General features: G+C 72.0%; 19 protein-coding genes. 6 read left to right on the top strand and 13 right to left on the bottom strand.

Annotation, left to right across the window (positions count from 1 at the left end; all coding sequences use genetic code 11):
- Positions 1-33 precede the first annotated feature (33 nt).
- The gene (locus AB0M80_RS02090; protein WP_364557596.1) at positions 34-1,068 is read right to left on the bottom strand and encodes an alcohol dehydrogenase catalytic domain-containing protein; all 1,035 of its coding nucleotides are present in this window, start codon (positions 1,066-1,068) and stop codon (positions 34-36) included.
- Between the two features lie 75 nt (positions 1,069-1,143).
- Here AB0M80_RS02090 and AB0M80_RS02085 point away from each other — a divergent pair, with 75 nt between their 5' ends.
- Positions 1,144-1,749: a rhomboid family intramembrane serine protease gene (locus tag AB0M80_RS02085; RefSeq protein WP_364557593.1), complete on the top strand. Its 606-nt coding sequence runs from the start codon at positions 1,144-1,146 to the stop codon at positions 1,747-1,749.
- Here the strand turns inward: AB0M80_RS02085 and AB0M80_RS02080 are convergent.
- Positions 1,717-2,262 (bottom strand): DinB family protein, encoded by a 546-nt coding sequence (locus AB0M80_RS02080; RefSeq protein ID WP_364557591.1) that lies wholly within the window; start codon positions 2,260-2,262, stop codon positions 1,717-1,719. The two genes, AB0M80_RS02085 and AB0M80_RS02080, sit on opposite strands and share 33 nt — an antisense overlap.
- A gap of 107 nt (positions 2,263-2,369) precedes the next feature.
- Here AB0M80_RS02080 and guaA point away from each other — a divergent pair, with 107 nt between their 5' ends.
- A complete protein-coding gene (gene guaA, locus AB0M80_RS02075) occupies positions 2,370-3,926 on the top strand; it encodes a glutamine-hydrolyzing GMP synthase (RefSeq protein ID WP_364557588.1) in 1,557 nt (518 codons plus the stop codon).
- A 62-nt stretch (positions 3,927-3,988) separates the two neighbouring features.
- Here the strand turns inward: guaA and AB0M80_RS02070 are convergent, their stop codons facing one another.
- Both AB0M80_RS02070 and AB0M80_RS02065 read right to left on the bottom strand, forming a co-directional pair.
- Positions 3,989-4,231: a hypothetical protein gene (locus AB0M80_RS02070; protein WP_364557585.1), complete on the bottom strand. Its 243-nt coding sequence runs from the start codon at positions 4,229-4,231 to the stop codon at positions 3,989-3,991.
- Positions 4,224-5,495, bottom strand: coding sequence for a PspC domain-containing protein (locus AB0M80_RS02065; protein ID WP_364557582.1), 1,272 nt, complete (start codon positions 5,493-5,495; stop codon positions 4,224-4,226). The genes AB0M80_RS02070 and AB0M80_RS02065 overlap by 8 nt, the downstream gene beginning before the upstream one ends.
- Before the next feature lie 120 nt (positions 5,496-5,615).
- Between AB0M80_RS02065 and AB0M80_RS02060 the strand changes: the two genes are divergently transcribed.
- A complete protein-coding gene (locus AB0M80_RS02060) occupies positions 5,616-6,923 on the top strand; it encodes a PspC domain-containing protein (RefSeq protein WP_364558548.1) in 1,308 nt (435 codons plus the stop codon).
- Between the two features lie 7 nt (positions 6,924-6,930).
- The gene (locus AB0M80_RS02055) at positions 6,931-7,611 is read left to right on the top strand and encodes a response regulator transcription factor (protein ID WP_364557579.1); all 681 of its coding nucleotides are present in this window, start codon (positions 6,931-6,933) and stop codon (positions 7,609-7,611) included.
- Here the strand turns inward: AB0M80_RS02055 and AB0M80_RS02050 are convergent.
- On the bottom strand, positions 7,608-8,519 hold the full coding sequence (locus AB0M80_RS02050; protein ID WP_364557576.1) for a DMT family transporter: 912 nt from the start codon (positions 8,517-8,519) through the stop codon (positions 7,608-7,610). The two genes, AB0M80_RS02055 and AB0M80_RS02050, sit on opposite strands and share 4 nt — an antisense overlap.
- A 103-nt stretch (positions 8,520-8,622) precedes the next feature.
- Between AB0M80_RS02050 and AB0M80_RS02045 the strand changes: the two genes are divergently transcribed.
- Positions 8,623-9,525, top strand: a complete 903-nt coding sequence (locus tag AB0M80_RS02045) for a LysR family transcriptional regulator (protein ID WP_364557573.1) — start codon at positions 8,623-8,625, stop codon at positions 9,523-9,525.
- Here AB0M80_RS02045 and AB0M80_RS02040 read toward each other — a convergent pair.
- The 7 genes from AB0M80_RS02040 to AB0M80_RS02010 form a co-directional block, all read right to left on the bottom strand.
- A complete protein-coding gene (locus tag AB0M80_RS02040) occupies positions 9,522-10,649 on the bottom strand; it encodes a protein kinase (protein ID WP_364557570.1) in 1,128 nt (375 codons plus the stop codon). The genes AB0M80_RS02045 and AB0M80_RS02040 overlap by 4 nt on opposite strands.
- A 13-nt stretch (positions 10,650-10,662) precedes the next feature.
- A complete protein-coding gene (locus AB0M80_RS02035; RefSeq protein WP_364557567.1) occupies positions 10,663-12,288 on the bottom strand; it encodes a protein kinase in 1,626 nt (541 codons plus the stop codon).
- A gap of 215 nt (positions 12,289-12,503) precedes the next feature.
- Positions 12,504-13,364 (bottom strand): hypothetical protein, encoded by an 861-nt coding sequence (locus AB0M80_RS02030; RefSeq protein WP_364557564.1) that lies wholly within the window; start codon positions 13,362-13,364, stop codon positions 12,504-12,506.
- A 261-nt stretch (positions 13,365-13,625) separates the two neighbouring features.
- On the bottom strand, positions 13,626-15,347 hold the full coding sequence (locus AB0M80_RS02025) for a hypothetical protein (protein WP_364557561.1): 1,722 nt from the start codon (positions 15,345-15,347) through the stop codon (positions 13,626-13,628).
- A gap of 334 nt (positions 15,348-15,681) precedes the next feature.
- Complete coding sequence (locus AB0M80_RS02020) at positions 15,682-15,996, bottom strand: hypothetical protein (protein ID WP_364557558.1); 315 nt, start codon at positions 15,994-15,996, stop codon at positions 15,682-15,684.
- A 65-nt stretch (positions 15,997-16,061) separates the two neighbouring features.
- Complete coding sequence (locus AB0M80_RS02015) at positions 16,062-16,358, bottom strand: chorismate mutase (protein WP_013222709.1); 297 nt, start codon at positions 16,356-16,358, stop codon at positions 16,062-16,064.
- A 161-nt stretch (positions 16,359-16,519) separates the two neighbouring features.
- Positions 16,520-16,945, bottom strand: coding sequence for a DUF1707 domain-containing protein (locus tag AB0M80_RS02010; RefSeq protein WP_364557555.1), 426 nt, complete (start codon positions 16,943-16,945; stop codon positions 16,520-16,522).
- Between the two features lie 168 nt (positions 16,946-17,113).
- Here AB0M80_RS02010 and pcrA point away from each other — a divergent pair, with 168 nt between their 5' ends.
- The gene (gene pcrA / locus AB0M80_RS02005; RefSeq protein ID WP_364557552.1) at positions 17,114-19,528 is read left to right on the top strand and encodes a DNA helicase PcrA; all 2,415 of its coding nucleotides are present in this window, start codon (positions 17,114-17,116) and stop codon (positions 19,526-19,528) included.
- A gap of 839 nt (positions 19,529-20,367) precedes the next feature.
- Here pcrA and AB0M80_RS02000 read toward each other — a convergent pair.
- Positions 20,368-21,048 (bottom strand): M23 family metallopeptidase, encoded by a 681-nt coding sequence (locus AB0M80_RS02000; protein ID WP_364557549.1) that lies wholly within the window; start codon positions 21,046-21,048, stop codon positions 20,368-20,370.
- Positions 21,049-21,730: the final 682 nt, after the last annotated feature.

Raw genomic sequence — 21,730 nt, 5'->3', positions numbered from 1 at the left:
GGGGATCCGGCAGCGGAACCCCACCCGGACGGGTCACGGCTTGATGAGCACCTTCAGCGCTTCGCGGTCCGCCATCGCGCGGTAGCCGCCGGGGACCTCTTCGACGCCGATCGTGCGGTCGAAGACCTTGCCGGGCTGGTACCGGCCGTCGAGGACGTCCGGCAGCAGCTCGGGGATGTAGTGCCGGGCCGGGGCGACCCCGCCGGTGACGGTGATGTTGCGCCGGAACAGCGTCGGGCCGATGGGCCCCTCCTCGTACTGCGGGACGCCGACCCGGCTGACCGCGCCGCCCGGGCGCACGACGCCGATGGCCATCTCGAAGGCGGGCTTCGTGCCGACGCATTCGAGGACGGCGTGGGTGCCCTCGCCGCCGGTCAGCTCGCGGACCTTCGCGATGCCCTCCTCGCCGCGCTCGGCGACGACGTCGGTCGCGCCGAACTCGCGCCCGAGGTCGGTCCGCGCCCGGTGGCGTCCCATGAGGACGATTCGTTCGGCGCCCAGCCGCTTCGCGGCGAGGACGGCCGAGAGACCGACAGCGCCGTCGCCGATCACCGTGACGTTCTGGCCGCGGGTCACCCGCGCCTTCGTCGCGGCGTGGTGACCGGTCGGGAAGACGTCCGACAGCGTGAGCAGCGACGCGAGCAGCGCGTCGTCCTCGGTGTGCGGCACCTTGACGAGGGTGCCGTCGGCCTGCGGCACGCGGACCGCTTCGCCCTGGCCGCCGTCGACGCCCTTCGCGCCCCAGAAGCCGCCGTGCAGGCAGGACGTCTGGAGCCCTTCCCGGCAGAACTGGCAGGTGTTGTCGGAGTAGACGAAGGGCGCGATGACGAGGTCGCCCTTCTTGATGCTTCTGACGTCCGCACCGGCCTCCTCGACGATCCCGAGGAACTCGTGCCCGATCCGGCGGCCGTGCTCGCTCGGCGCCATGTCGGCGTACGGCCAGAGGTCGCTGCCGCAGATGCAGGACCGCACGACCCGCAGGATGACGTCGGTCGGCTCGGCCAGCTTGGGGTCGGGGACCGTTTCCACCCGCACGTCACCGGCGCCGTAGATGACTGTTGCTCGCATGCAGGTGCCTTTCCCTGGGTGGAAAGTGACAAACGGAAGGGGTGCGGCCACGTTGACGCGCCTAGATTTTCGTCCATGACCTCGCGCACCGCATCCCGCAGCCCGTTCGGGGCGCTCGCCCCGGTGGCCCGCCGCCCGTACCTGACCGCCGTGGTCTTCGCGGTGACCTTGGCCTGCGGCATCGCGCAGCTGGTGCACCCGCCGCTGTACGACGCGATGCACCGCGACGCGGCCCGCATCGACGCCGGCGAGTGGTACCGCCTGGTGACCGGCATGTTCTTCCAGGACGGCTGGGCCTTCGGCCTGACGTCGAACCTGCTCTGGCTGGCGGTCTTCGGCACGCTCGCCGAGCGCGTGTTCGGCCGCGCGCGGTGGCTCGTCCTCTACTTCGGCTGCGGCCTGTTCGGCCAGGTCATGAGCTACGTCTGGCTCAATCCGGTCGGGGCGGGCAACTCGATGTGCGTCACCGGCCTGATCGGCGCTCTGGCGGCGGTGGTCATGGTCGCTTCGGGCCGCTACGGCGTGGTGCTGCCGGTCCAGTTCCGCGTCGTGGCGTTCGCGGTGCCGCTGCTGGCCGTGGTGGACACGCTGGTGCACGACAACCACGGCCTGCCCTGCCTGCTCGGCCTGGCCCTGGGCTTCCTGCTGCTACCGGCTCCGGTAAAGGTCGCGCAGCAGTAGCACCTCCGCGCAGTGGTGGATCATCTCGCGGTGGATGTGCAGCACCAGCGTGGCCATCGGGTACTCCGCGTACGGGCCCTCCGCCGGCCCGCACGGCCGTGCCATGGCCTCTTCGTCGAGTGACTGCACCCCGGCGACCCACTGCGCGTAGAGGTCGTCGAGTTCCGAGAGCGCCTCCGCGGCCGTCCCGGGATAGGGAAACGTGTCGTAGCCGATCGGCGCGCCGCCGAAGTGCGACCCGATCCGCGCGCCGAGCACGCCGACCAGGACGTGGCCGAGCCGCCACGCGATCGTCGTGACCGGCGGCGGGGTCGGTTCGGGGAAGGCGAAGTCGATGGTGAACGGGCCGGTGCCGGGTTCGTCGTCCGACTTGCGCGGCCGCACGGTCCAGCAACCCGGGACCGGCTCCCACCGGTATTCCTCGTCGGTGAGGCCCTCGAGCTTCGGGCGCACCAGGACCTTCCAGTGGAAGTCGAGCTGGTCGGTCAGTTCCTTCGTCCAGTTCACAGCCATACCGCGCACCGTAGGTCCGATCGAGGACAGGGGCGGCCCTGAATCCCGGGTGGCCCAGCCCACCTGGGACGATGGGGGAGAACCCACTTCTCTTCTGGAGGCGCCAGGTGCCCAGTCCCACCGGTCCGGTTCTCGTCGTGGACTTCGGGGCGCAGTACGCGCAGCTGATCGCCCGGCGCGTCCGCGAGGCGCAGATCTACTCGGAGGTCGTCCCGCACAGCGCGTCGACCGAAGAGATCCTCGCGAAGAACCCCGCGGCGATCATCCTCTCCGGCGGCCCTTCGAGCGTGTACGCCGAAGGCGCGCCGGGCATGGACCCGAAGCTCACCGAAGCCGGCGTGCCGATGTTCGGCATCTGCTACGGCCACCAGCTGCTGGCCAGCGCGCTCGGCGGGGTCGTCGAGCCGACCGGGGTCCGCGAGTTCGGCCGCACCGAGGTCCGCGTCACCGGCGACGGCGGTGTCCTGCACGCCGGTCTGCCCGCGCACCAGCCCGCCTGGATGAGCCACAACGACAGCGTCACCAAGGCCCCGGAGGGCTCGGTCGTCACCGCGTCCTCCGACGGCGCCGAGGTCGCCGGCTTCGAAGACGTCGAGCGCCGCTTCGCCGGCGTCCAGTACCACCCGGAGGTCGCGCACTCGCCGCACGGCCAGGAGGTGCTGCGCCGGTTCCTGCGCGACATCGCCGGTATCGAGCCGCAGTGGACGACGTCGTCGATCGTCGAAGACCAGGTCAAGCGGATCAGCGAGCAGATCGGCGACGGCCGCGCGATCTGCGGCCTGTCCGGCGGCGTCGACTCCGCCGTCGCCGCCGCGCTGGTCCAGCGCGCCATCGGCGACCGGCTGACCTGCGTGTTCGTCGACCACGGCCTGCTGCGCGCGGGCGAGCGCACCCAGGTCGAGCAGGACTTCGTCTCCGCCACCGGGGTCAACCTCGTCACGATCGACGCACGGGAACGCTTCCTCGACGCGCTGGCCGGCGTCACCGACCCGGAGCAGAAGCGCAAGATCATCGGCCGCGAGTTCATCCGCGTGTTCGAGCAGGCCGAGCGCGACCTCAAGGCCGCGGGCGACTACCGGTTCCTCGTCCAGGGCACGCTGTACCCGGACGTCGTCGAGTCCGGCGGCGGCGAGGGCACGGCCAACATCAAGAGCCACCACAACGTCGGCGGCCTGCCGGACGACCTGCAGTTCGAGCTGGTCGAGCCGCTGCGGCTGCTGTTCAAGGACGAGGTCCGCAAGGTCGGCACCGAGCTGGGCCTGCCCGAGACGATCGTGCAGCGCCAGCCGTTCCCCGGGCCCGGCCTGGGCATCCGCATCATCGGCGCGGTCGATCAACACCGCCTCGACACCCTGCGTGCGGCCGACCTGATCGCGCGCGAGGAGCTGACGGCGGCCGGGCTGGACCGCAGCATCTGGCAGTGCCCGGTGGTGCTGCTCGCCGACGTCCGCAGCGTCGGCGTCCAGGGCGACGGCCGGACCTACGGCCACCCGGTGGTGCTGCGCCCGGTGTCGTCCGAAGACGCGATGACCGCGGACTGGACGCGGCTGCCCTACGAAGTCCTGGAGCGGATCTCGACCCGCATCACCAACGAGGTCGCGGAGGTCAACCGGGTGGTGCTGGACGTGACGTCCAAGCCGCCGGGCACCATCGAGTGGGAGTGACCTCCCGGTGAACGGACTCGAGGCCCCGGCGTGGGATCCGGGGCCTCGAGAGTTCCGGTGGGTCAGCGTCGCCGCTTGCTGCCGAACGACGCGGCGAGGAGCAGCAGCCCCACGAACACCGCACCGCCGGCGATCACCCAGCGGAAGTCGAACGAGGGCAGCCAGCTCGCGCCGTCCGAGAGGACGTACGCCGACACCAGCAGCGTCGCGACGCCGACGATCAGGGTGAAGATGTCCAAGCCGCCGCGCTGGGCGGGCTGGGCGTCGGCCGGGTTGTCGTAGGCGTAAGGGTTCTGGTCAGCCACGTCGCACCTCCACGTTGCCCACACTGTTCGAGACGTGCAGGGTGATCTGCTGGCCGCCGACGCCGTCGCGGCCGTTGTCCGTTCCGGTCAGCGCTTCCTGGCTGACGCCGTCGCTCGAGCGGCCGAAGCACGACGCCTCGCCGGCGCCGGTGTGGCAGTCGAAGGTGACGTCCGCGGTCTCCGGCACGATGACCGTGGTGTCGCCCGCGCCATTGGACACGGTCGTCGCGTAGGGCGCGCCGGCCGCCACCTTGGTCAGGTCGATGTCGAGGTCGCCCGCGGCGTGCTGGTAGACCGGCAGCACGTCGGCCACCGCCACCGGCGTCGCCCCGAAGTCGCCGACGCCGCCGCGCACGTCGAAGTTCTCGAACGGCGCTGTCGTCAGGACCATCCCGGCGATCGCCAGCGGCACCGCGAGCCCGATCAGGCCGCGCCCGCCGCCGGTGAACGCACCGGTGACCAGGCCGATCCCGACCACGCCGAGCACCAGGCCGATGATGTGCTGCGCGGTGAACCAGCCGGCGCCGTCGAGGGCGGCGAGCACCCCGGCCCCGGCGGTCAGCACGGCGAGCGCGAAGGTGGCCGAGCCGACCTTCGACCGGGGACGCCGCTGCGGCGCCCGGTACGACGGCGACGGCGTGGGTCGCGGCTCGTGCACGGGCGGCGCGTCGGGCAGGTCCCAGCCGGCCGGGTCGGCGGCGAGGGGGTCCCAGCCCCGTGCCGGCGACGGCGCCTCGGCGGTGTCGGTCATGGTGAAGGCTCCGTTTCCGGTGAAGGCCGGGTACGACGTCCGCGCCGCAACGGGCGCGGGGCGGTTCTCGTGGCCGCGGCTGCGGTGCAGCAGGTAGAGCGCGGTGGCGATGAGGGCGCAGCTGATGAGCCCGCCGCCGTCGAACCACGAGCCGGTGATCGAGCCCCCGGTGCTGACGACGGTGAGGACCATGAGCACGACGGCGAACGCGGGCGAAACCGACGACCGGCCGCGCCCGATGAGGCCTTCGAAGCCGGAGACCTCGTCGCTCTCACCCGGCAGGAACAGCCACCCCAGCAGGTAGAAGGGAACGCCGAAGCCCCCGAAGATCGTCGTGACCACCAGGGCGATCCGCACGACGACGGGATCGATCCCGTACCGGTGACCGATGGCCGCGGCCACCCCGGCCAGCTTCCGCCCGGCGTGCGGCCGCCGGGGCCGGCTGGCCCAGAAGTCCTTGACGGTCTCCTCGAAGCCGTTCAGGACACCCGCCTTCTCACTCGCACCACTCATACCGAGAAGCATGCGGCACCCGCGGCGGCGGAACATCCGGGATGGTCCCTGAGGTTTCCCCTGGCTCGGGGGCGTCCACCGGATCAGGGGTTTCCCCGATGGAACCGCACACCGGTGCGTGTGACCATGGACGGCGTGCAGGAGTCCCTCGACCACGTCACCGCCGAGCAGGCGATCCCGGCCACCACGGACCCGTCCGCGCCGAAGATGTACCGGCGCCGGTCCGGGCGGGCCATCGCCGGTGTGGCCGGCGGTCTCGCCGACCACCTCGGTGCGCCGGTCGTCTGGGTGCGGACGGCCTTCGCGCTGCTGGCCGCGCTCAACGGCGCCGGGCTGCTCGCCTACGGCCTCCTCTGGGTGTTCGTCCAGCAGCAGTCCGAAGAAGCCGCGGACGCGCCGACCCCGAAGGAACGCCAGCAGGCGTTCGGCCTGATCGCGCTGGGTGTCGGCCTCGCCGTCGCCAGCGGGACGCTCACCGGGTTCATCAGCGGCTGGGTGGCGGTGCCCCTGGCCGTGGCCATGCTCGGTGCCGCGGTCGTCTGGCGCGAGGCCGACGAGTCGCAGCGCCGCCGCTGGAAGGTCGGCGCGAAGGACGGCTTCGCCGGGGCGTTCCTCGGCGGGGGCGGCTGGTCGGCCGCCATCCGGATCGTCGCCGGCGTTGCGCTGGTGATCACCGGCATCGGCGTTGTCGTGCTCCGCAGCGGCAGCCTCGACCAGGTCCAGTTCGCGCTGATCGCCGTCATCGCCACCCTGATCGGCGTCGCCGTGCTGACCGTGCCGTTCTGGCTGCGGCTGGTCCGGGACCTCTCCGACGAGCGCAAGGCCCGCATCCGCACCGACGAACGCGCCGAGATCGCCGCCCACCTGCACGACTCCGTGCTGCAGACCCTCGCGCTGATCCAGAAGCAGAGCGAGTCACCGCGCGAGGTCGCGCGGCTGGCCCGCAGCCAGGAGCGCGAGCTGCGCGGCTGGCTCTACGGCCCCAACGGGTACGGCAAGCCGGCCGAGAAGGTCGAGGAAGCCACCGGGCAGTTGTCCGAAGCGCTCGCGACGGCGTGCGGCGAGGTGGAGGACACCTTCGCCATCTCGGTCGGCCAGGTCGTCGTCGGCGACGCGGAACTCGACGAGGCGCTGGTCGCGCTCGTCCAGGCGGCCCGCGAGGCGATCGTCAACGCCGCCAAACACGCCGGCGTCGAGGAGGTCAGCGTCTTCGCCGAGGTCGAGCCGACGTCGGTCACGGTGTTCGTCCGCGACCGCGGCAAGGGCTTCGACCCCGACGTCGTCCCGGACGACCGCCACGGGCTCGCCGACTCGATCCGCGGCCGGATGACCCGCCACGGCGGCACGTGCAAGGTCCGCACCGCGCCGGGGGAGGGCACCGAAGTGCAGCTCGCCATGCCGGTGAAAGCGGGCAAGGGAGCGGCGTGAGGCGGCTATGCTCGAAGACGTGACGGAAAGCCAGCGTGAACCGGTCAAGGTGTTCCTCGTCGACGACCACGCGCTGTTCCGCGCGGGGGTGCGCACCGAGCTCGACTCGATCACCGACGAGGTCCGCGTCGTCGGCGAGGCCGGTTCGGTCGCCGAGGCCGTCGCCGGGATCGCCCGCACGAAGCCGCAGGTGGTGCTGCTCGACGTCCACATGCCCGACGGCGGCGGCGCCGAGGTGCTGCGCCGCGTCCGCCCGGAGCTGCCGGACGTGGTGTTCCTGGCCCTCTCGGTCTCCGACGCCGCCGAGGACGTCATCGCGGTCATCCGCGCCGGCGCGCGCGGCTACGTCACGAAGACGATCTCGTCGAAGGAACTGGTCCGCGCGGTGGTCCGCGTCGCGGACGGCGACGCGGTGTTCTCGCCGCGACTGGCCGGCTTCGTCCTGGACGCATTCGCCGACCGCCCCGGCTCGGCCCCGATCAGCGACCCCGAGCTGGACCTGCTGACCCCGCGCGAGCGCGACGTCCTACGGCTGCTGGCCCGCGGGTACGCCTACAAGGAAATCGCGTCGGAGCTGTTCATCTCGGTGAAGACGGTGGAGACGCACGTGTCGAGCGTCCTGCGGAAGACCCAGCTGTCGAACCGCTACGAGCTCTCCCGCTGGGCCTCCGACCGCCGCCTCGTCTAGACGCGCTCCTCCACCACGACCGGCTCCGGCGCGGCCACCCGCTTCGGGAGCCGCGTCAACGCCACCCCGCCGAGCACCACGACCATCCCCGCGATGACCCGCAGGTGCAGCTGCTCGCCCAGGAACACCGCGCCGAGCAGCACCGACACCACCGGCAGCAGGTAGCCGACCACGGACGCCGCGACCGCGCCTTCGCTCGCCAGCAGCTGGTAGTTCAGCGCGAAGGCGAAGCCCGTCGACCCGATGCCCAGTACCAGGACCGCGAGCAACGGCCCCGTGGAAACGTGCACCGGCGCGAATCCGCCCGCGGGCAGCGCCAGCACCAGCATCCCGCTGGCCAGCAGCATCTGGCCCGCCGAAGTCGCGTACGGCGACAGCGACGGATCCGACAGGTACTTGCCCTCGTAGACGAACGCGAAGCCGTAGCTCGCCGCCGCCGCGAGGCACGCCAGCGCGCCCCAGCTCACCAGCCCCGACGCCTGCCACGGCGCGAAGATCAGCAGGATCCCGCCGAGGCCGACGATGAGCCCGGCCAGCCGCGCCCCGGTCATCCGCGACGACGTCCCCATCAGCGGGGCCGCCAGCAGCACCCACAGCGGCGTCGTCGAGTTCAGCACGCCGGTGATCCCCGAATCGACCGTCGTCTCGCCGATCGCGAACAGCAGGAACGGCAGCGCGTTGTGGAAGAACGCCGCGACCGCCAGGCGTCCCCACATCCGGCGGTCACGCGGGAGCCGGGCCCGGTGCAGCCGGCACAGCACCAGCAGCATGGCGGCGCCGAGCACCAGCCGCGCCAGCACCAGCTGCACCGGCGAGAACATCCCCAGCCCCAGCTTGATCCAAAAGAAACTCGAGCCCCACATCAGCGCCAGCGCGGCGATTCTGAGCAGGGTCTTCGTCTCGCCCACCCCAGTCCTCCTTCGACAACCAGGGCCAGCTTCGTCGGGGGCAGACGTAAGGACAAGCCAAAATAACTGCAGGGATACTTAAGCTCAGCTGTACGATCGGAGCATGCTCGACGTTCGCCGCATGCAGGTCCTCCGTGCCGTCATCACCAGCGGGTCGATCACCGCCGCGGCCCGCAACCTCGGCTACACGCCGTCCGCGATCAGCCAGCAGCTGTCCGCGCTGGAACGCGAGGCCGGCACCGAGCTGCTCGAACGCGTCGGGCGCGGCGTCCGGCCGACCCCGGCGGGGTCGCTGCTGTCCGAGCACGCCGAGACGCTCAGCGCCGAGCTCGCCAAGGCCGAAGCGGCGTTGACCGAGCTCAAGGAGGGCCGCATCGGCCGCGTCTCGATCCGCTACTTCGCGACGGCCGGCGCGTCGCTCGTCCCGCCCGCCATCGCCGCGGTCCGCCGGGAGCACCCCGGCGTGCGCCTCGACCTCAAGCTGGTCGAACTCGACGACCCGCTCCTGGACGTCGAATCGGGCGAGGCGGACGTCGCGATCACCGTCTTCCCCCGCAAGACCCCGCCCGCCAAGGGCGTCGAGCTGGTGCACCTGCTCGACGACCCGTACCGCGCCGTGCTGCCGAAGACCCACCCGCTGGCCCGCAAGCGCGTGCTGGACCTGACGGAGTTCGCCGAGGAGCCCTGGGTCGGCGTCGACGGCCTGCCCGGCGTGTGCCGCGACATCCTGTTCGGCGCCTGCGCGTCCGCCGGCTTCGCGCCGAACGTCGTGGTCGAATCCGAGGACTACCAGACGGCGCAGGGGTTCGTCGCCGCCGGCATCGGCGTCGGCCTGATCCCCGAACTCGGGCTCGGCGCGCAGCACCCCGGCGTGGTCGTCCGCAAGATCCGCAACCCGGAGCCGGTCCGCGCCATCCACGCCGCGGTGGCGTCCCGGGCCTGGGGCCACCCGGCCGTCCGCACACTGCTGGAAGCCATGCGCGCGGCGACCGCGAAGGTCGCTTAGACGAAGAACAGCTCCGTCACGAGGATGCCGACCAGCACCGCCACGAGGATCGCGGCCACGGTGATCAGCGTCTTCTTCGACACCGGCAGGTTCCACGTCTCGGCCTGCGGCTGAGGTCCCCGCGCGGGCGCCGGCGCGTACTGCGCCGGCTGCGGTACCGGCTGCATCCGTTGCGTCTCCTCCGCCGAGGAGTAGCCGGGCGCGGCGACCGGGACCTGCTGCTGGAACTGCGGTCCCGACGGCGGGATCTGCTGCTGGAACTGCGGTCCCGACGGCGGCATCGGCGGTCCCGCGGGCGCCAGCCCCGGGTTGAAGGGCGGTGGCGGCGGGGGCGGGATGCCGGGCGCGGTCGGCGGGATGAACGCCGTCTCGCGGCCTTCGGTGATCGCCTTCAGCGAGCGGACGGTGTCCGCCATCGTCGGCCGGGTCGTCGGGTCCGCGCGCAGCATCTTGCGCAGCGCCTCGGTGAGGACGCCCGAGTTCTGCGGCGGGCGTTCGGACGACTGGCCGTCGTCCCCGAACGGTGGCACGCCTTCCACGGAGGTGTAGAGCGTCGCGCCGAGGGAGAAGACGTCGGCCGCCGGCGTGCCCGGGAGCCCGCGCGCGACCTCGGGCGCCACGTACGCCGGGCTCGGGCCGCCGCCGCTGATGCCGATGTCGGTGAGCTTCACGCCGCCGTCGTCGGCCAGCAGCACCGTGCCCGGCTCGAGGGTGCGGTGCACGAACCCGGCCGCGTGGATGGCCGCCAGTGCGTTCCCGAGCTGGATGCCCAGCTGCGCCGCCTGATCGGGGGTGAGCCTGCCGTGCTCGGCGAGGAACGTCGCCATGCTGCGGGACGGGATGTACTCCATCACCAGCCAGACGTCCTGGCCGTCCGGCAGCACGTCGAACACCTTGATCGCGCACGGGTGCTCGATGCGCGCCGCGTCCTTGCCCTCCTGCATGGCGGCCGCGCGCGCCTGCTCGGCGCGCTCACCCGCCCCGACCGGCAGGTACATCCGCTTCATCGCGACGGTGCGGAACAGCCGCGTGTCGAACGCCAGCCACACGATGCCTGCGCGGCCGCGGCCGATCGGCTGGTCCAGCCGGAACCGGCCGCCGACGATGGTTCCTTCAGAACTCAAGTCGGATCCTCGATCATCCGTTGGCCGGCGGCGGGCTCGACGTTGTGGTGGGGTCTGCGCTTGTCGTCGGCGACTCGGAAGTCGACGGCTTCGTCGGCGTTGTCGACTTCGGTGTCGTGGTCCTCTCCGGTTCGGTGTTCCGCGACGTCGTCGCGCGCTTCGACGACGAGGTCGTCTCCGACACCGGAGGGGGTACTTCCGCCGTGCTGATCGGCTCTTCCGTCGTCGACGGGAAAGACTCCGACGTCGCGACGGGCGCCGGCTTGGTGCTCGACACCGGCGCGGCCGGCGCCGAGGGGTTGTTCGGGCTCAGCAGCCAGACGACGAGCGCGACCAGGCCCACGACCACGATGCCGCCGATGATCGCCGGGCGCTTCCACGAGCCGGGCTTCTCGTCGTCCTCGTCGGCCGGGCCGGTCTGCGGGCGTGACCGGGGCGGTGGCGGCGGGGCGGGCTCGTCGTCGTAATCGTCATAGTCGTCCTCGTACCCGCCCTGCTCGTGCGGCGGTACCGGCACCGCGCGGGTCGCGGCCAGCCCCGGCGGCACGCCGCCGGCCGCGGCGTGGTCGTCGTCGCGGTAGTCGCCGTACCCGTCGTAGTCGTTCTCCGGGTAGCCGGTGCCCTCCGGGTAGTCGTCCTCGTCGTAGTACGGCACGGCCTGCGTCGGGGGCCCGCCGCCGAGCAGCGTGCCCGAGTGGCCCGCGGGGACCTCGTCGAACATCTGGGTCGCGTTCGGGTCGGCGACGGCGGCCGCGCCGAGGACGCCGGCGGACGGCGCCAGCATGGTCTCGTCCGCCGGGCCGCCGAGCGGGGTCTCTCCGCGCGCGACGGCCGCGAGCAGCTCCTCGCACTCTTCGGCGGTCGGCCGGTGCTCGACGTCCGGGTGCAGCAGCACGGCCAGCACGCTCGCCAGCGGCCCGGACTGGCGCGGCGGGTTGATCTGCCCGGCCGCGACCGCGTGCAGCAGGCTCAGCGTGTTCTCGGACAGCCCGAACGGCGGCTGGCCCTCGCACGCCGCGTAGAGCGTCGAGCCGAGGGAGAAGACGTCGGACTCCGGCCCGGGCTCGCCGCCGATGGCGACCTCGGGGGCCAGGTAGGCGGGGGTGCCGGCGATCATCCCGGTCTTGGTGACCGTGACGTCGTCCTTGGCGCGGGAGATGCCGAAGTCGGTGATCTTCACGACGCCGTTGGCTCCGAGCAGGATGTTGCCCGGCTTGATGTCGCGGTGCACGATCCCGACCGCGTGCGCCTCGCGCAGCGCCGCGGCGACCTGGGCGCCGATGCGCGCCACCTCGGTCGGCGGCAGCGTGCGGCGTTCCTGCAGCACGGCGGCCAGGCTGGTGGAGTTCAGGTACTCCATGATCAGGCACGGCTGGCCGCTGTCGTCGGTGACGACGTCGAAGACGGAGATCGCGTTCGGGTGGTGCAGCCGGGCCGCGATCCGGCCCTCGCGCATCGTCCGCTGGCGGGCGTCCTCGGCGTCGTGCTCGTCCAGGTGCGGCTGGAGCAGGAGCTGTTTGATGGCCACGGTGCGGCCCAGGACCTCGTCCTGCGCCTGCCAGACGGCTCCCATCGCGCCCGTGCCGATCCGGCCGGCGATGCGATATCGACCGGCGACCAGACGACCCTCGTCGCTCACGCGACCTCCCTTTGGGCTCCGACTTCACCAGGGCGTGAGGATCGGTACCTGGTGACGCGGCCACGAGCATGCCGCTTCGCTGGAGCGTATGCACATGTCGTGGGCTCTGAACCGGCTTTTTCGAGACCGGCTCGTGACAAGGCTAGGCGCTCACTCTGCGCACACGAATCCGGCACGGACACTTGAGCCAGGGGTGAACGGGTGATCGCGGTGCGCTACATGTACTGGGCCGAGACGAGCTCGGCTTCGGTGATCAACCCACCCGCGTCGGCCACCCGGAAAAGCTGGGTGACGCGCACCAGTGCGCCGTCCGGCCGGTGCAGCGTCGCGACCGCGAGGATCGAGCCGTCCGGCTTGATCTGCGTGTCGGCCTCCTGGACGTCGATGGCGTCCATCGCGCTCCAGGTGCGGACCAGCTCGCCGGCCGTGCCGTCGGCCAGTGCGGGGCTCAGCAGCGCCAGCGCGCCCGCCGAGTTGCGGGCGATGGCGGCGTAGAAGTCCTTGACGGCCTGGATCTTGCGGCTCGCGCTGCGGGCGTCGGCAGCCTTGTCCGGAACCGGGGTGGCGGCGGCCGGCACCGCTTCGGTTCGCGGGCTGCCGTTCGCCGGGTGGGTGGCCGCCGGCGCGTTCTCGGAGTGCGTGCCCGGCGTCGTCCCGGCCCGCTCCGGCGCGCTGCCGCCGGCCTGGTGCTGCGGCACGGCGAGGCCGCCGAGCTCCGCGGCACCGGTGAAGCCGGCCGGCGTGGCCTGGCCGCCGGAGGGGGACGCGGCGCGGTGGGAACTGGTCAGCATCGGCGCGGCGATCACCGCGCCGGCGACGAGCGCGCCCGCGGCGACGAGCCCGGTCAGCTTCGCGCGGCGCGCGAACCGGCTTTCCGGGTCGCCGGATTGCTCGGCCAGCGCCGGCTCGCGGGCCGGCTCGGTCCGCGCCGGCAGGAACTTCTGCGGGTCGCGGAAGACCTGCTCGAGATGGTCGCGTTCGGCGTCGGCGACGCCGTCCAGGATCTCGGCCGGGATGACGTCCTCGACGCGGACGGCGTGGGGTACCTCACGCCGGGTGCGCTGCCGATCAAGCACGAAAGTCCTCGCTCTGGTGTTCCGGGGACGGCGACCCGGCCGTTCGCCGGATTGCCGTTGGTCCGGTCGGCCGACTCGTGGCCGGGGTTCCGGATTCGCTGTCGTCAGGTAACCCCGTGTGGACGAACACCGCCAGGGTCTGTCGCCGGAATGCCGTCATCACACGACGAGCGGCAGCTTATGTCACCCACCCGGACCAGGCATAACCGCTCGGCGCACCGCACGTGCATCAGAACGGGCGAACCGCACGTGCAAGGTTGGCTACTGTCCGTCAGCCGCGATCTTGTCGCCGTCGCCGAAGGTCAGCGTGCGCTCCTCGATCGTCTTGGTCCCGTCGGTGTGGGTGACCTCGACGGTGTTGACCGTGACACCGCGCTGCTGATCGATGCTGACCTTTTTGACTTCGAAGTAGGCGATGCCGGCGTACCGCCGGGCGAGCGCCTGTGACCCCTGGTCGTGCAGCCCGCCGGTGGTCACCGACGACGCCGCGGCGGGGTCGGTGGTAACGGTGTTGAAGAACTTCTCCGAGTTGTCCCCCATGGTCTGGGCGTCCGGCGGGAAGGAGTACCACCACGGCGGCTTGACCGGGGTTTCGCGCTGGGCGGGCGTGACGGGCGGCTTCCGCGGCGGACCGCTCGGGGCGGCCGCGGCGGCCGGGCCGGTCGTCGCCGGCTCCGGCGCGGCGGTGCTGCCGGCCGGCGGGGTAGGCACGCCGTCGACCGGCCCGGCGCCACCGTCCGCGGGGGGCTTCCCGGCGGTGCTCCCCGGCCGGGACGCCGTCTCCGGTCCCGCCGCGGAACCGCCCTCCGTGGGCGGCCGGTGCTCCCCGGTGGGGTCGGCGATCGTCGGCGCGCCCTGGTAGCCCGGCCACGCGCCCTGCACGGCCTGGTCCATCGGTGGCTTCCCGACCAGGAAGGATCCGGCGCACAGCAGCCCCACGACCACGGCGCCGGACGCGCCGGTGGCGAACCAGGCCGCCTTCCGCCACGTCTTCGGCGGCGTCACCGACGCGGGCACCGACCCGATGGTGAAGCCGCCCAGCCCGTCGATCGGGGGCGCGGAGTAGATGCGGACGTCGTCTTCGTCCAGGTCCACGCAGCGCGGCGCCGGAGCGGCCAGCGAGACGCGGGTGCGACGGGCGGCCTGATCGGCACGGGACTCGGCGACCGGCGCCTCGTGCGGCGCTTCGGCGGGGTTGGACTCGATGTCGTCATCCTCGAAGGCGTCGAGAGGCAGGCTGCCGTGCGCGGCCGGGAAAAGCGGCGGCGCGGGCCGCCGGTCACGGGGCTGCGGCAGCGACGGCTGCGACGGTTGCGGCAGCCACGGCAGTGACGGCTGGGGGAGTGGGAGCGATCCGGTCATCGGCAGGTCGGCTGGTGCTTGGCCGGTGGGGTAGCGGCGCCGGGGGCGGGAGGCGGGCATCGGCAGGTCGGCCGGCGTCTGTTCAGGGGGGTAGCCGCGCCCGAAGCTGGGTGTCGGGAGGTCGGCCGGCGTCGGTCCGATGTCGTGGCCGCGCAGCGGGAAGGGGCCGGTCATCGGCAGGTCGGCCGGCGTCTGTTCAGGGGGGTAGCCGCGCCCGAAGCTGGGTGTCGGGAGGTCGGCCGGTGTCGGTCCGATGTCGTGGCCGCGCAGGGAGAAGGGGCCGGGCATCGGCCGATCGGCCGGCGCCTGCCCAGTGGGATAGCCGCGCCGGAGGCGGGAATCGGACACGGGCAGATCCGCCGGCGCCTGCCCGGTCGAGTAGCCGCGGAAGGGGTGGGAGCCGGGCATCGGCGGGTCGGCCGGCGCCTGTCCGGTGGGGTGACTCCGCATCAGCGGCGATCCGGTCATCGGCGGGTCGGCCGGTGCCTGTCCGGCCGCGTGGTGGCGCACGGGGCGGTGCTGGGGCAACGGCGGCGTCCAGCTCTCCGCGCCGCCGCGCCGGTGCCGTCCGGGATGCGCGGGCGCGGTGCCGCGTCCGTGGAACTCCGTGCCGTGGCTCATGTGAGCTCGACCACCCGGCGGAACGGTCCTGACGCCATCCGGCCCCGGGACGACCCGATCGGAGCACCCTCACGCGCGGAATCCTGTTCGGAATCCTGCGCAAATGCACGCGCACGCGACTGTGGACGCACGGGGCCGCTGCCCCCGCGCGTCTTGCCGGCCTCGCCCGACCCGGACGCAAGGGTCCTCACGACGTCAACCCTAGGAGCATCCGGCGGAGAAAGTCGCCCCCAAACCTGCAAGTTGCAGAGGTTTCACTCGGTCGGGCGCGACCGAACGGGCGATGGTGACGCTGCGAAGTTTCCCGTCGGCCATCGGGCCCTGATCAGGCCTTTCAGCCTCCCGTGCGGTAACGGTCCCGGGTGGATTGCAGCGCCTTCGTCGCCACGACGCCGCTACCGGCCGCGACGATGATCGCGAAGACGTCGAGCGTCGGCCCACCGGCCGTGAGCAACCAGGCGAACAGCGAAGCCGCGGTCGTCCCGCCGGCCACCGCCCACCGGCTGCGGACGTACTGCGCGACCGGAGCGCCTCCGGCGCGCTTACCGGCCGCGTTGTTGAGCAGCGCCAGATACCCCACATGGCCCAGCGCGGCCAGCACACTCACGAGCGTGACGATGACGGCGATGAGGTTCACGAGCCAGTCCATGACCACAGTCTGCCCGCACCCGGGCCACCGGTGCCTCGGGGAAGTCCCCGAATTCGCCGCAACCGTTACCGGCCGAGCCGCCCGCGTCCGAGGTTCAGCAGCGCCATGGCCAGCTGCCGGCCGTCCGGGCCGAGTTCGCGGTAGCGCGCGAGCACGTCCATCTCGCGGTTGTAGACGATGCGCGTGCCGCCGGCGGCCATCCGCGCGGCCCCGATCGTCTTGGACACCTCGACCCGGCGTTTCACCAACCGCAGGATCTCCTTGTCCAGCCAGTCGATCTCCTCGCGGAGCGACGCGATGTCGTCGCCCGCGGGGGTGTGCTCGGCGGGCTGGCCGTCGGCGTTCGTCGCGTGTGCGTTCATCGGGGCCTCTTCCTTGAAGCCCGGACCCGGCCCCAGGGACGGCGACAGCCCCGGGTCCGTGGACTCCGGGGCTGGCGTGATGGCGGTTCGGGCACTACGCGATCACGGGAGCCGGAGTCCGGGTCCCGTAAAAAAATCGCTCTGCGTAGTGCCGCATGCGATCAGTATGGCACAGCGGCACCGGAACGCTCCCGGAACGAGCGCACCCGAGCATGAACCAAGAGGCTCACCGCGAGCCAGAACATCGGGAAGGCCGGCCAGAAGAACCCGGGCCCCAGCACCGCCCAGCGGACGATCGCCAGCACCGCGACCGCGACCGCCACGGCGAGGTGCAGGCGCAGCGCGGGATGGCACCGCAGCGCCTCCCGGGTGAGCGGGAAGCCGGGCCGCGGCGGCGCGGGCCGCGGCAGGTCGGTGGTGAGCGCGGTCAGTTCGTCGGTGAACCGCGCGGCGTAGACGCGGGTGAGGCGCTCTTCGACCTCGTCGAGGGTGAGCCGGCCTTCGGAACCGGCGTTCTGGACGGTGGTGGCGACGCGTTCGCGATCGGCGTCGGCGGCCCGGATGCGGGCGGGGCTGGTGTCTTCCATGTCCGTCGATGCTCCGCGCGCCGGGCCCGCGGCGCGTCGGCCGGCAGGCGACACCTCCCGCTACGCCCGCCGCGGTAGCCCACCCGCCGAGCACCCCGCCGGAACGGCTCGCGCCGCGTCGGCAGGCTTTGCCGGAGCCCTACCCGCCCGGGGTAGCGTGGACGCACGATGGACACCCTCTTCGATCTCCCCGCCGCCACCCCTGCGCGCAAGCCCGCCGCCGGCGGGCAGGCCGAGCTGCTCGACGACCTGAACCCCGCCCAGCGCGAAGCCGTCACCCACGCCGGTGGCCCGCTGCTGGTGGTGGCGGGCGCGGGATCGGGCAAGACCCGGGTGCTGACCCGCCGGATCGCCTACCTGCTGGGTCAGCGCCGGGTGCACCCCGGCGAAATCATGGCGATCACCTTCACCAACAAGGCGGCCGCGGAAATGCGCGAGCGCGTCGCCGCGCTCGTCGGGCGCCGCGCGAACGCGATGTGGGTGTCGACGTTCCACTCGATGTGCGTGCGGATCCTGCGCCGTGAAGCCAAGACGCTGGACATGTCGTCGAGTTTCTCCATCTACGACTCCGACGACACCAAGCGGCTGATCACCTTGGTGGCGCGGGACCTCGACATCGACCCGAAGCGGTACGCCGCACGCACGCTCGCCGTGCACATCTCGAACCTGAAGAACGAGCTCACCGACCCGGAGACCGCCGCGGCGAACGCGGGCAACGACCTCGAGCGCCGCGTCGCCGAGGTCTACGGCGAGTACCAGCGGCGGCTGAACCAGGCCAACGCCTTCGACTTCGACGACCTCATCATGCGCACGGTCTCGCTGCTGCAGGCGTTCCCGGACGTCGCCGAGTACTACCGGCGGCGGTTCCGCCACGTGCTGGTCGACGAGTACCAGGACACGAACCACGCGCAGTACACCCTGGTCCGCGAGCTGGCCGGGACCACGCCGAACGAGTCGGGCGTCGAGCCGGCGGAGCTGGTCGTCGTGGGCGACGCGGACCAGTCGATCTACGCCTTCCGCGGCGCGACGATCCGGAACATCGAAGAGTTCGAGCGGGACTTCCCGAACGCGCACACCATCCTGCTGGAGCAGAACTACCGCTCCACGCAGACGATCCTGTCCGCGGCGAACGCCGTCATCGAGCGGAACCCGAACCGCCGGGCGAAGCGGCTGTGGACCGATTCGGGCGACGGCGAGAAGATCGTCGGCTACGTCGCGGACAACGACCACGACGAAGCCGCGTTCGTCGCGGGCGAGATCGACGCGCTGGCGGAGAAGGGCGAAGCCGACTACTCCGACGTCGCCGTCTTCTACCGCACCAACAACCAATCCCGCGTCTTCGAAGAGATCTTCATCCGGCTCGGCCTGCCGTACAAGGTCGTCGGCGGCGTGCGGTTCTACGAGCGCCGCGAGGTCCGCGACATGATCGCGTACCTGCGGGTGCTGGCGAACCCCGAGGACACGGTCAGCCTGCGGCGCGTGCTGAACGTGCCCAAGCGCGGCATCGGCGACCGCGCGGAGGCCGTCGTGGCGACGCACGCCGAGCGTGAGCGCATCTCGTTCGCGCAGGCGCTGCGGGACGCCGTCGAGGGCAAGGTGCCGCTGCTGAACCCGCGCTCGGTCAAGGCGATCGGCGGGTTCGTGGCGCTGCTCGACGAGCTGGGCGTGCTGATCGCGGACGGCGCGGAGGTGCACGACGTCCTGGAAGCCGTGCTGGACAAGACCGGCTACCGCGTCGAGCTCGAGGAGTCGGACGACCCGCAGGACCACACGCGCGTGGAGAACCTGGACGAGCTCGTCACGGTGGCGCGCGAGTTCACCGAGATCACCGCCGCGGTCGTCGCGGACGAGAACGCCGAGCTGGTCGTGGACGAGGGCGTCCCGGCGCCGGGCTCGTTGCCGGCGTTCCTCGAGCGCGTGTCGCTGGTCGCGGACGCCGACTCGGTGCCATCCCCCGACGGCGGCGAGGAGGGCGACGGCGGCGCTGGCGTGGTCACGCTGATGACCGTGCACACCGCGAAGGGCCTGGAGTACCCGGTGGTGTTCTGCACCGGCTGGGAGGACGGCGTCTTCCCGCACATGCGTGCTTTGGGCGACCCGACGGAACTCGCCGAGGAACGGCGGCTGGCGTACGTCGCGATCACCCGCGCCAGGAAGCGGCTGTACGTCTCGCGCGCGATCACGCGCTCGGCGTGGGGCCAGCCGTCGATGAACCCGGCTTCGCGGTTCCTCGACGAGCTGCCGCCGGACCTCGTCGACTGGCGGCGGCTGGAGCCGTCCAGCAGCGGCTTCGGCTCGTTCGGCTCCGGTTCACGCGGCACCCCGCGGGCGGCGACCACCTGGGGCGGCCGCCGGTCTTCCTCGCCGTCTTCGTCGGGGACGCCGTCGTTCGGCAAGGGCTGGAAGGACACGGTGGCGCTGAAGCTGGACGTCGGCGACCGCGTCAGCCACGACAAGTACGGCCTCGGCACGGTGATCTCCTGCGACGGCGTCGGTCCGCGAGCCACGGCCACGATCGACTTCGGCGCGGCGGGCAAGGTCCGCCTGATGCTCATCGGCAGCGTCCCGATGGTGAAGCTGTAGCGCTACCCGTCCGAGTGAATCCGGCGGCGATCCCGGCGATCGCCGCCGGAATCGTCGTACCCATCCGCTAGAACTGACCCGGTAATCGAACACGAGTTCGACGAGGGGGTAGTGCGGTGTGGACGCGGTGCTGTTTGGCCTGCTGGCCGAAGGGGTACAAAAATACCTGCGAGGAGTTCTGGGGACGACGGTTCCGGATCGGGGTCGGGAGCCTTCGGGGGCCTCAGGAATTCCCTCGCGTGCGGGAGCGGAGGCGTGCCGGCTGGCCGCCGCCTGGCGAGCGCTGCTCAGGCAGCACGAGCTCGGCGCGGACGGGCGTTGTGTCACCTGCGGCCGGGGACGCCGCTGGACGACCAGAGCTCGAAGTGCCGCGCGTGTCCGCTCCGCGAAGGGCACAGGGGGAGCTGTGCCCTGGGGCTGGCTGCCGGTGCGGCGGCCGGCGGAGCTGTGCACGGTGTGGCAGGTGGCGGTGGCCTACTTCATCCGCCGCTTGCCGGGCGGGCAGCGGTAGGCGGTTGCGGGCGCTGAGCGGCCTGCGGGCGGTTTTTTCCAGCCTGGGCGTGGTTCTGAGCGGCCGGAGGTGCCCGGAACGGCCTGGTGGCCGTTCCGCGGCGGATCGTCACCGGCTGTCGTTTCGGTGGTGCGGCCGTGCGGTTCGGACGTTCTTCGGCGGCCGATCGAGCGGCAGCGGCGCGGTGCCGGCCGGAGCGGGGATGCGCGCGACCGAGGAGCGTCTTCGGTCCTCGGCGACGAATCATGGCTCTACGGCGGGATTTCCGCTGTCACACGCGCCGGTGGTGCTTGATCGCGTGCCGATGTCCGGGTGGAGAACGAGCGGATCAGAGGGCGACGCCGCGCGCGGCCAGCCAGGGCCGGGGGTCGATCTTCTTGGTGCCGTTCTGCCACACCTCGAAGTGCAGGTGCGGGCCGGTGCTCTGACCGCGGTTGCCGATCTCGGCGATCTGCTGGCCGCACTTGACCTTCTGCCCCGCCTTGACGGAGAAGCTGTTCATGTGGCCGTAGACCTGGACCGTGCCGTCGTCGAGCTGGATCCGGACCCAGAGGCCGAAGCCGCTGGCCGGGCCGGCCTCGATCACTTCGCCGTCGGAGGCGGCGTAGATCGGGGTGCCGATCGAGTTGGCGATGTCGATGCCGAGGTGGCTCGTGCCCCACCGGGCACCGAAGCCCGAGGTGAAGGTGCCGTGCGCGGGCAGGCAGGTCTTGGGGCGAGCGGCTTCTTCGGCGGCCTTCTTGGCGGCGTCGGCTTCGCGCTTCTCGCGGGCCTGCGTGACGGAGGCGCTGTCGGCGAGCTTGGCGGCCTCGGCGGAGGCGTCGACGGTGTGGCCGGTCGGCAGGAGTTCCGGGGCGCCCCCGGTGCCCGCACCTCCCGCGGTCAGCGAAGCGCTGGCGTCCTGGCTGTTGGCCAGCGGCGTCACGGCCGCGTCGGAGTCGGTGATCGTCTTGAGGGTCGAGCCCGCAGCAGCGGCGGCGAACGCACCAGCCGCAACGGCGGCAACCACGACACGGCCGCGAAGGGCCGAAGAGGGCGGGGCGATGCGGTGCGCACCCCGGACACGAACGACCGCACCTTCCAGTGCGTCCTTCAATGCCGGGGAAGGAGCTTGGCCGCCGGGGGAGCGGTGTGAAGCCAAGACAGGGCCTTCCATCGTCGGGGAGCCAGATCGAGGACTGCGGGCGGGGGAACCCGGTGAGCAACCTCGGGGGTGGTTTGCTCGGTGTCCTACTTCGTGACCTGACTGTAATGGGGACCCCGGGACAGTAACGAAGGGGTACCGCTGTCGGCAAGACGTGCCCCCGCTGTCGGCCGATCGGGTGGAGTCCGCAGCACGCTCACCTGTGGAAATCACCCAAAGTTAGAGGGGGTTTACGGCTTTCGGTGTGACTTGCCTTACAAGGGTTTGAGGTGGTGAAGGCCCATCAAGGGCGTCCGCGGGTCCCTCCGGGCGGGAATAACGGTTTGCGAGAGGAAGTTGAAGCGCGTTCGACGACTCGCGCCCCGGCGACGGCTCGCCGGTGGCCCGGACTTGCTAGCGTCGCGGGCAATATGCCCCCACGCTCAGAGCCCCCCACCGGAAGCACCCCCGGCCCCCGGCAAGAACCCGCGGAGCGAGGTTCGACCAAGCCGGCTTCGAGTCCCCCTGGCGCACCGCAATCCTCGGAACCGCCCGCGGGCGGTTCCGG

Source organism: Amycolatopsis sp. NPDC051045 (genome assembly GCF_040682955.1).
Lineage (GTDB): Bacteria > Actinomycetota > Actinomycetes > Mycobacteriales > Pseudonocardiaceae > Amycolatopsis.
The sequence above is the reverse complement of the archived record's forward strand: the minus strand, read 5'-3'. Positions and strand labels throughout refer to the sequence as shown.